The sequence below is a fragment of the Actinoplanes sp. NPDC004185 genome, from assembly GCF_053603475.1.
In genome coordinates, this window is sequence record NZ_JBSGFR010000065.1 from 32,679 (window position 1) to 42,002 (window position 9,324).

A 9,324-nucleotide genomic window follows, 5' to 3' on the forward strand; every position below is an offset into this window, starting at 1 on the left:
GTGGCCGCGGGATCCAGGCACTCCGGGCCGTCGCGGCGAAAAGGATCATCAGGTCAGGCCCGCGGGAGACGGACCTCCGCGACCGTGCCGCCACCCTCGCGGGGGCGCAGCGAGACCCAGCCGTGCTGGCGTTCCACGATGCGGCGGACCAGGTAGAGGCCCAGGCCGGCGCCCGGGTTGCGGCCGCGGTCGTGGGATTCGCCCTGCCAGTAGCGTTCGAAGGCCCGCTCGACGTGCTCGGGCTTGACGCCGATGCCGCGGTCGGCGACCCGGAACGTCACCGTCGTCTCGTCGGCCTCGGCGCTCAGCTCGACCTCGGTGTCGCGGGCCGAATACTTGTCCGCGTTGGTGGCGAGCTCGGTGAGGATCGTGGCGAGCGACTCGCGGTCGCCGAACGCCTTGGGCAGCTCGCCCGGCAGCCGGTCGAGCACCAGCCGGCGGCGCAGATCCTCGGGCAGCTGCCCGGCCGCGTGCCGCAGGCCGTCGACGAGATCGAACGGGCCGGGCGGGTGGACGCCGACCTCACCGTCGTCGCTGGTGGCCGACAGCAACCGGTCGACGAGCCGGGCCAGCTCACCGGCGCGGGCGCCGATCACCCGGACGGCTTCCTGGCGCCCCTCCTCGCCGAGGGTCTCCCAGTGGTTGGTGAGGGTGTCCGCGTACCCCTTGATCACGGTGACCGGGGTGCGCAGCTCGTGGCTGGTGACGGCGACGAACAGGTCGCGGTCCTCGTGCCGGCGGTCCTGGTCGGTGGAGTCCCGGAACGTGACGACCCGCATGGCGGCCGTGTTGGGCAGATCCCCGGCGGTGACCTTGAGCAGCCGGCCTGACGGCAGCCGGTGGACCAGCACCTGGCCGGGCGGCGGGACCGGGAACTGCAGCGGGCGGCCCAGCATCTCGCCGACGGTACGGCCGGTGAGCTGCTCGGCGGCCGGGTTCCAGAGCTGCACGATGCCGTCGCGGTCGATGACGGTCAGTCCGTCGGAGAGGGCGGCCACCACCGGGCCGTCGCCGTGCACGGGCAGGCCGGCCTGGTCGCCGTACATGTGGCCGATGTTGGTGGCGAGCAGTTCCAGCACGTCGTGGTGCTCGGGGCCGGGCTCGCCGTCCTGCTCGCCGTAGAAGACGTGCAGCGAGCCGACGACCAGGCCGCCGATCTCGCACCGGGCGCCGAGCACCCGGTGGTGCTCACCGTCGAGCTGGGCCGCCGTCTCGTCGTCGAGCGGGACGAGCTGGGTGCGGCTGCCGGTGGTCAGCCGGGCGTCCGCGCGGTCGACCCGGCGGCCCAGCGCGCGGGCGCAGATGCCGCTGGCGGCGATGATCCGGCCGTGTCCGGGGCTGTACTCGGCGAAGCCGGCGCCGAGCCCGCCCAGCACGTCCTGAGCCAGGCGGACGAGCTGGTTCAGCACGGCCAGGCCGGCCTCACCGGCGTTGATCCGCCGCAGAAGCTCGATCTGCCCTCGCGTCAGCGCGGCGTAGTCGGGACGATCCGGCATGTCTGCGAGTCTGCCTCGCTTACGCGCTTTTGGGCAGAGCGGTTGGTGTGGATCTTGCCGCTAACCGGGTTGAGAGTGGTCGGGGTCACACGGGCGGTACCTTCTGGAGGCGATCGAGCACGAATTTCGGCCGGTCGCTGATGATGCCGTCGGGTTGCTGGGCGAGGACGAGATCAAGATCCGGCTCCTCGTTGACCGTCCAGATGTAGGTCTGGTGACCGGCGGCCCGCAACGCGGAGACCAGCTGCGGGCGGGACCGGACCAGGCCGACCCCGGGACCGGCGATCCGGGCGCCGAAGGGCAACCGGCCCCGGCCCACCCCCGGCGGCACGATCTCCAGCAGGTAGACGGTCGGGATGTCCGGGGCCAGCCGGCGGATCCGGCGCAGGGCCAGGGCCGCGAACGACATGACGGTCACCTGGACGGGATCGTCGGGCTTCGGCTCCGCCAGGCCGTACCGGCGCAGCATCTCGACCAGCCGGCGCTCGACCTCGGCGCCGTACCGTGACGGGTGTTTGGTCTCGATGAGTAGGCGCACCGGGCGGCCGCGGTCACGCAGGGCACTGAGCAACCGTTCCAGCGTGAGCAGCCGGACGTGCTCGTCCAGCCACTCCTCGGCCGCCGCGGCCGGGTGCCAGGACGCGAAGTCCAGCTCCTCCAACTGGGCCAGGGTCTTGGCGCTGACCAGGCCGCTGCCGTTGCTGGTCCGGTTGAGCCGCCGGTCGTGCACACACACCAGATGCCCGTCACGGGTCAGCCGGACGTCGCACTCCACGCCGTCGGCGCCCTCGTCGAGGGCTCGCAGATAGGCCGCCAGAGTGTGCTCCGGCAGCGCGTCGGCTCCGCCCCGGTGGGCGAAGACCAGAGGCCGGCCGGAGGTCACAGGACCTGGGGTGGCTGACCGTTCTCGCTGACGACATCGCGGCCGTCGCCGGCCCACGCCTGCATGCCGCCGTCGAGGTTACGGACGTTGTCCCACCCGTTGCCCATCAGGTACGACACGACCTGGCCGGAGCGCCCGCCGGAGCGGCACACCACCACGACCTCGGTGTCCTGGGGGATCTCGGCGATGCGGGCCGGGACCTCCATCATCGGCAGGTGGTGGGCGCCGGGCGCGTGGCCCGCCGTCCACTCGTCGGGCTCCCGCACGTCGAGCAGGTAGGCCGTGGGCTGCACCTGGGACGGCGTCACGCTGGGTACCTGAGGTCCGAACACCCGACCAGCGTAGAGCTACTTCTCCGGGGCCACGACGTCCGGGTTGCCGATGATGAAGTCGGCGAGTTTGTCCTGCTTGACGGCCCGGTACATGTCCATCGTCTTGGGTGTGATCGCCTCGCGGCCCTTGCCGTTGCCGGCGAACGAGCCGTTGTTGCTGCGCAGCAGGACCAGATCGTTGGCGGCCACCCCCTTGAGGGTGAAGATGAAGTCCGCGACCGGTACGCCGCCGGTGTCCAGCACGAACGCCTTGCCGGCGGCCTTCATCAGCCCGCTGACCTTCACCGGGTTGGTCAGCACGCCGCTGCCGCTGGCCTTCTTGGCCATCGCCTTGATCAGCTGCTGCTGGTGGCGCTGGCGGTCGTAGTCGCCGTTCTTGAGGCCGTAGCGCTGGCGGGCGTAGTCGAGGGCCTCCCAGCCCTCCATCTCCCGGCAGCCCTTCTCGTGCCAGATCGGCGTCTGCGACTTGCCGGTCTTGCGGGCCTCCGCGAGATACATCGGCTTGCCGCCCACCTTGACCATGTGGTGCGACTTGACCCGCTGATCCACGCACATCTTCACGCCCTTGAGCGAGTCGATGACGCCCTTGAAGCCGTTGAAGTCGATGATGGCCGCGCCGTCGAAGCTGATGCCCGTCGTGTTCTTCAGCGTCTGGGCCATGAGCTGAGCACCGCCGGCCCAGCCGCCACCGTTCTGGGCGCCGTGGAAGAAAGCCTCGGTGGCCTTGGCGGTGCCGCCCGGATACTTGCTCTTGGCGAACGCGGGGACCTGCACCTCGGTGTCACGCGGGACCGAGACGAGGTACGCCTGGTCGTGGCTGGCCGGGATGTGCAGGATGATGATCGTGTCGGCGTGCAGGTCGTCCACGGCCCAGCGCTTGCGCGCGTCGACGCCCATCAGCAGCAGGTCGATCGGGCCCTTGAGGCTGTTGCCGCCCTCGGCCGCCGTCTTCTTGGTGTCGCCCAGCAGGTTGTCCTGGGTGACCGCGCCCGTCGCGCTGCTGACCACCCACTTGGTGCCGACGATGCCGGCGCCGCTGGCCATCATCAGGACCGCGCCGAAGATCAGCGTCGCCTTGGCCCAGATCGGGTCCTTCTTGCCCTTGGTGCCCTTCTTGCCGCCCTTGGGTGGGCCGGGCGGGCCGGCCGGGGCGGTGCGCTTGGGGGCCGTGACGGCGTCCCGATCCAGCGACGAAGCACGTCGGGGGGTCTGGACGGTCATGCGCTCTCCAAGCGGGTCGGGATCCGGGCGGACATCACTGTACGTTCAACTTCGATCTCTTGCGAGGCCTTGAGCGTTTCATGTCGATGACACGCAGCGTTAAACAAAGGGGCGCGAGCCGGCGGTGACCGCCGACCCGCGCCCTTTGCCCGGATTAGCGACGGATCAGCCGTTGGCCTGGCTGGCCGGCGTCTTGGTCGAGGTCATCCACTCATTCATCTTGTCGGCAGCGATCGCCTTGTACAAAGCAAGAGCCTTCTCCCGATCGGAGACGACGACGCTCTGTCCGGCAATGGTCTGACTGCCTTGGTTGGGGCTCGTGATGAAGGTGAGGTTCTCGCCGCGCAGGCTGCGGAACTGCACGGCCATGTCGGTCAGCGAGAAGTCCTGGTCGGCGGTGATCGCGCTGGTGGTCGCCTTGAGGAAGTCGTTGAGCTTGGCCGGGTTGCTCAGCGTGCCGGAGCTGGCCGCCTTGTCCATCAGCGCCTTCAGGAACTCCTGCTGGTGCTGCATGCGGGCGAAGTCGCCGCGGGCGAACTGCTTGCGCTGGCGGATCCAGTCGAGCGCCTCGGCACCGTTCATGTGCATGGTGCCCTTCTTGAACTTGCGGAACGGCTTGTGGATCGAGGTGATGCTCTGCTCGACCTTGAGGTCCACGCCGCCGAGGGCGTCGGTGACCTCCTTGAAGCCGCCGAAGTCGATGGCCAGCACGTGGTCGAGGTGCACGTCGGTCATGCACTCCACCGTGCGGACGGCCCGGGGCAGGCCACCGAAGGCGAACGCCGCATTGATCTTGGCGCGGCTGCCGCTGCTGCAGTCCGCCGAGTTGCCGGACGGGATCTGCACCCACAGGTCACGGGGGATGGACACCAGCTGGGCGGACTTGTGGTCGGCCGGGATGTGCATGACGATCAGCGTGTCCGCGCGCCAGGCGTTGGTGTCGTCCTTGGTCGCGTCCGGGTCCCGCGAGTCGCTGCCGACCAGCAGGATGTTGAGCGCGCCGTCGACGGTCTTGACCGGACGTCCCTTGGTGATGTCGGAGAAGGCGTCCGTGCGCTTGAGATCGTCGTTGAGGCCGTTGGCGTAGCCGTACAGCGAGATGCCGGCGACCAGACCGCCGACCAGCACCACCGCGCCGACGACCATCGCGATCCGGCCCCAGCGCGGCTTGCGCTTGCCCTTGTACGGCCGCCCGGGGTAATTGCCGCCACCGGGTCCCCGCGGCGGGCCGGCCGGTCCACCGGGGCCACCACCCGAGCCGCGCGGCGGCCAGTCGTCGTAACCACGCGGCACACCGGCGCGGGCCGACGCGGGACCGCCGCCGCCGACGCGGCCCGAACCGGGCACCGAGGCCCGGCTCATCGAGCCCGGCACGGAAGCCCGGCCGGAGGAGCTACCCCAAGGGGACGTGGTCGCAGACATGACTTCAGGTTACGTACCCGGAACCGGGCATTGCGTGCATCGACACTGGCGCGGCACGAAGGGAGGAGACAATTACTGTTCGTGAAACGTTCACTACCGTGGCGAAATGCTCAGCCCTTGAAGAAGTCGATCGTGCGGCGCAGGCCCTCTTCCGGCCCGACCTGCGGTTCGTAGCCGAGCAGGGTGCGGGCCAGGGTCAGGTCGGGACGGCGCTTCTCCGGGTCGTCGGCCGAGCGCTCGACCAGATCGATCTTCGAGTCGCTGCCGCACAGCCGGACGATGAGCTCGGCCAGCTCGAGCATGGTCAGCTCGTGCTCGGTGCCGCAGTTGATCGGGCCGGTCTCGTCCGAGTCGAGCAGCAGCAGGATGCCGCGGACCAGGTCGTCGACGTAGGTGATGGACCGGGTCTGGGCGCCGGTGCCGTGCACGGTGATCGGGGCACCGCGCAGCGCCTGGCTGATGAAGGTGGGGATGGCCCGGCCGTCGTCGGGGCGCATCCGCGGGCCGTACGTGTTGAAGATGCGCACGATCGCGGTGGAGAGGTTGTGGAAGCGGTGGTAGCCCATCGTGGCCGCCTCGGCGAACCGCTTGGACTCGTCGTAGACGGACCGCACGCCGATCGGGTTGACGTTGCCCCAGTACGTCTCCGGCTGCGGGTGCACCAGCGGGTCGCCGTACGCCTCGGAGGTCGACGCCATCAGGAAGCGCGCCGCGTCCGCGACCGCCCGGTCGAGCAGCGCGAGGGTGCCCACCGAGCCGACCTTGAGGATCTCCAGCGGCAGCTTGGCGAAGTCGGTGGGGCTGGCCGGGGACGCCATGTGCAGGATGGCGTCGAAGCGCTCGGCCATGGCCGGGTGGGCGGGCAGGCCCTCGGTGAGATCGGCCTCGATGAGGGTGAAGCGCGGCTCGCCGGCCCGGTGGGCCACGTTCTCCTTGGCCCCGGTGACGAAGTTGTCGATCGCCACGACGGTGCAGCCCCGGTCCAGGAGGGCGTCGACGACGTGGGACGGCACGAAGCCGGCGCCGCCGCTGACGAGAATCCGATGGCCTGCGCCGTACCGCTGTTGCACTGACATGAAAGCCACTCTAAGCGACCGGGGCCGACGCGCATCCCGCGCGTCGGCCCCGGAGGGGTGCTACCTGTCCGTCAGTGAGCGCCGAAGCCGGTCAGCGACCGCACCTCGAGCTCGGCGTACTTGTTCTCGTCCGTCTCCTTCGAGATCACCGTGCCGATCCAGCCGCAGAGGAAGCCGATCGGGATCGAGATGATGCCGGGGTTGCTGAGCGGGAACCAGTGCCAGTCACTGTCCGGGAACATCGCCGTCGGCGAGCCGGAGACGACGGGCGAGAAGAACACCAGCACCACGGCGGAGATCAGACCGCCGTAGATCGCCCACAGCGCACCGGAGGTGTTGAACCGCTTCCAGAACAGGCTGTAGAGGATCGCCGGCAGGTTGCCCGAGGCGGCCACCGCGAAGGCGAGCGCCACCAGGAACGCCACGTTCAGGCTCTGGGCGAAGATCGACAGCAGGATCGCGATGGCGCCGATGACGAACGCCGAGATCCGGGCGACCCGCACCTCGTCGCGCTCCGACGCCTGGCCGCGCTTGATGACGCTGGCGTAGAAGTCGTGCGCCACGCTCGACGACGACGCCAGGGTCAGGCCGGCCACCACCGCGAGGATGGTGGCGAAGGCGACCGCAGCGATGATCGCCAGCAGCACCGCGCCGCCGGTGTCCCCGCCGAAGTAGTCGATGCCGAGCGCCTGGGCCAGCTGCGGTGCGGCCGTGTTGCCCGCCTTGTCCTGCGCGGTGATCGCCTTGCCGCCCACCAGAGCCGCCGCGCCGAAGCCCAGGGCCAGGGTGAACAGGTAGAAGACGCCGATGATGCCGATCGCCCAGAGCACGCTCTTGCGGGCGATCTTGCTGGTCGGCACCGTGTAGAACCGGGTCAGGATGTGCGGCAGGCCGGCCGTGCCGAGCACCAGGGCGATGCCGAGCGACAGCAGGTCCATCTTGCTGTAGAACGTCTTCGCCGCGTCACCGGCTGTCTCCACGCCGTACCGCAGACCGGGTTCCAGGAACGCGGAACCCTTGCCGGACTGTTCGGCGGCGTCACCGAGCAGCGACGACAGGTTGAACTTGTAGTGCGCCAGCACCAGCAGGACCATCAGCAGGGCGCCCGTCATCAGCATGAACGCCTTGACGATCTGCACGTACGTGGTGCCCTTCATGCCGCCGACCACCACGTACACGATCATCAGCGCGCCGACCATGATGATCGTGGCGATCTTGGCGGTGTCGGCGTCCATGCCCAGGAACGTGGTGCCGGGCTTGATGCCGAGCAGCAGGCTGACCAGCGCACCGGCGCCGACCATCTGGGCGATCAGGTAGAAGATCGACACCACGATGGTGGAGACGGACGCCGCCGTACGCACCGGGCGCTGACGCATCCGGAACGCCAGCACGTCGGCCATCGTGTACCGGCCCGAGTTGCGCAGGAACTCGGCCACCAGCAGCAGCGCGACGAGCCAGGCGACCAGGAAGCCGATCGAGTACAGGAAGCCGTCGTAGCCGTACAGGGCGATCAGGCCGGCGATGCCCAGGAACGAGGCCGCCGACATGTAGTCGCCACCGATCGCCATGCCGTTCTGGAAACCCGAGAACGACCGGCCACCGGCGTAGAAGTCGGTCGCCGTCTTGGTCTGCCGGCTCGCCCAGATGGTGATGCCCAGGGTGATCGCGACGAAGATCAGGAACAGCGTGATGGTCAGGGTGCGGCTCGTCGAGGAGGTGGCCTCGGCCGCGAGGTAGAGGTGGGGTTCCATTACTTGGCCGCCTCCGTGTCGGTCTCCGGGGCGTCGTCCGCGCGGGTGGCGGGCGTCGCGCTGCGGGCCGCGGCGCCGGCCGTCAGATCGTCACGGATCTTGTCGGCGATCGGGTCGATCTGGCGGGCCGCGAACCGCGAGTAGTACCAGGCGATCACGAACGTCGAGACGAACTGCAGCAGGCCGAGCAGCAGCGCGACGTTGATGTTCCCGATGAGCTTCACGGACATGAAGCCCCGGGCGTACGCCGAGAGCAGGACGTAGAGCGCGTACCAGAGGAAGAACGCGACGGTCACGGGGAAAATGAAGTTGCGCAGCTTGCGGCGCAACCCGGCGAATTCATCGGATCGCTGGACCTCGAGATACTTCTCGGTCGGGGTCACTTCGGTTGTCAACGTGGCTCACCACCTTCGTGGGGGCGGGTCTTTTCCGCACCGTACGAAGCAGTGGTGGCGATCACTGGCTGCCGGTCGTCAGGTGCGCCGAGCGGCGCCCCTGTTGCGCTTACCGGTCGAGCCCGCGGTACCGGCCGCGGAAGTGGAGCAAAGGGACGAGCCCGGCGTCATCGAGCTGAATCGTCTCGATCGTCGCCTCCACCAGCAGGCCCCAGCCGTACGGTCGCTGCCCGTCCAGCCGGCAGCCCGCCCACGTGCCCGCGCCCGCCGGCACCCGGCCGTAGTCCGTATCGGTCCAGTCGTCGCCGGCGAAGAGACCACCCGGGGCGGGCATCAGGCCGGCGAAACGATCAGCCAGTTGCTGGTCGCCGGGACCGAGCGGGGTGACGGCGAAACGCCCGGCCACCGAGACGGCGTCCCAGAAGTCGCTCTCCTCGTCGACCAGTCCCAGCACCCGGCCGGGCTCGCCGTCGGCGACCAGCATGGAGGAAACGGTGAGACCGGCGGGTCCGGGCGTGGTCCAGAGCGTGACGGGCGCGGCCAGCCGCCCGCGCAGCCGCCGTACCGCCGACTTGTCCTGCTCCGGGGTGGCGAACGGATCACTCGAGTGGATGTGCGCGCCGGGCTCGACAGGTTTCACGGGAAACATTGTGCCGCCCGCGGCGGTAATATCGGTCGCGTGAACACCGCGTGCCCGCAGAGCTGGCGCCCGTCCTAGCGACGGCTGCCACTTCCGCACGCGCGGGCC

Annotated in this window: 9 protein-coding genes; all 9 read right to left on the reverse strand. The window is 69.6% G+C overall.

Annotated features, from left to right (window positions below; genetic code table 11):
- Positions 1-53 precede the first annotated feature (53 nt).
- Positions 54-1,496, reverse strand: a complete 1,443-nt coding sequence (locus ACWEOZ_RS40055) for a sensor histidine kinase (protein ID WP_451915903.1) — start codon at positions 1,494-1,496, stop codon at positions 54-56.
- Positions 1,497-1,581: 85 nt separating this feature from the next.
- Positions 1,582-2,379 (reverse strand): glycerophosphodiester phosphodiesterase, encoded by a 798-nt coding sequence (locus ACWEOZ_RS40060; RefSeq protein ID WP_451915904.1) that lies wholly within the window; start codon positions 2,377-2,379, stop codon positions 1,582-1,584.
- Positions 2,376-2,711, reverse strand: a complete 336-nt coding sequence (locus ACWEOZ_RS40065) for a rhodanese-like domain-containing protein (RefSeq protein WP_451915905.1) — start codon at positions 2,709-2,711, stop codon at positions 2,376-2,378. The genes ACWEOZ_RS40060 and ACWEOZ_RS40065 overlap by 4 nt, the downstream gene beginning before the upstream one ends.
- Before the next feature lie 15 nt (positions 2,712-2,726).
- Positions 2,727-3,932 carry an LCP family protein gene (locus tag ACWEOZ_RS40070; protein ID WP_451915906.1) on the reverse strand — a complete coding sequence of 402 codons (1,206 nt, stop codon included), beginning with the start codon at positions 3,930-3,932 and terminating at the stop codon, positions 2,727-2,729.
- A 165-nt stretch (positions 3,933-4,097) separates the two neighbouring features.
- Positions 4,098-5,354, reverse strand: coding sequence for an LCP family protein (locus ACWEOZ_RS40075; RefSeq protein WP_451915907.1), 1,257 nt, complete (start codon positions 5,352-5,354; stop codon positions 4,098-4,100).
- A gap of 110 nt (positions 5,355-5,464) precedes the next feature.
- Complete coding sequence (locus ACWEOZ_RS40080; protein ID WP_451915908.1) at positions 5,465-6,430, reverse strand: NAD-dependent epimerase/dehydratase family protein; 966 nt, start codon at positions 6,428-6,430, stop codon at positions 5,465-5,467.
- Between the two features lie 71 nt (positions 6,431-6,501).
- Positions 6,502-8,181, reverse strand: coding sequence for a solute symporter family protein (locus tag ACWEOZ_RS40085; RefSeq protein WP_451915909.1), 1,680 nt, complete (start codon positions 8,179-8,181; stop codon positions 6,502-6,504).
- Entirely contained in the window at positions 8,181-8,576 is a 396-nt protein-coding gene (locus tag ACWEOZ_RS40090; RefSeq protein WP_451915910.1) for a DUF485 domain-containing protein, read from the reverse strand. Before ACWEOZ_RS40090 ends, ACWEOZ_RS40085 begins: the two co-directional genes overlap by 1 nt.
- Positions 8,577-8,685: 109 nt before the next feature.
- Positions 8,686-9,225: a flavin reductase family protein gene (locus tag ACWEOZ_RS40095; RefSeq protein ID WP_451915911.1), complete on the reverse strand. Its 540-nt coding sequence runs from the start codon at positions 9,223-9,225 to the stop codon at positions 8,686-8,688.
- Positions 9,226-9,324: the final 99 nt, after the last annotated feature.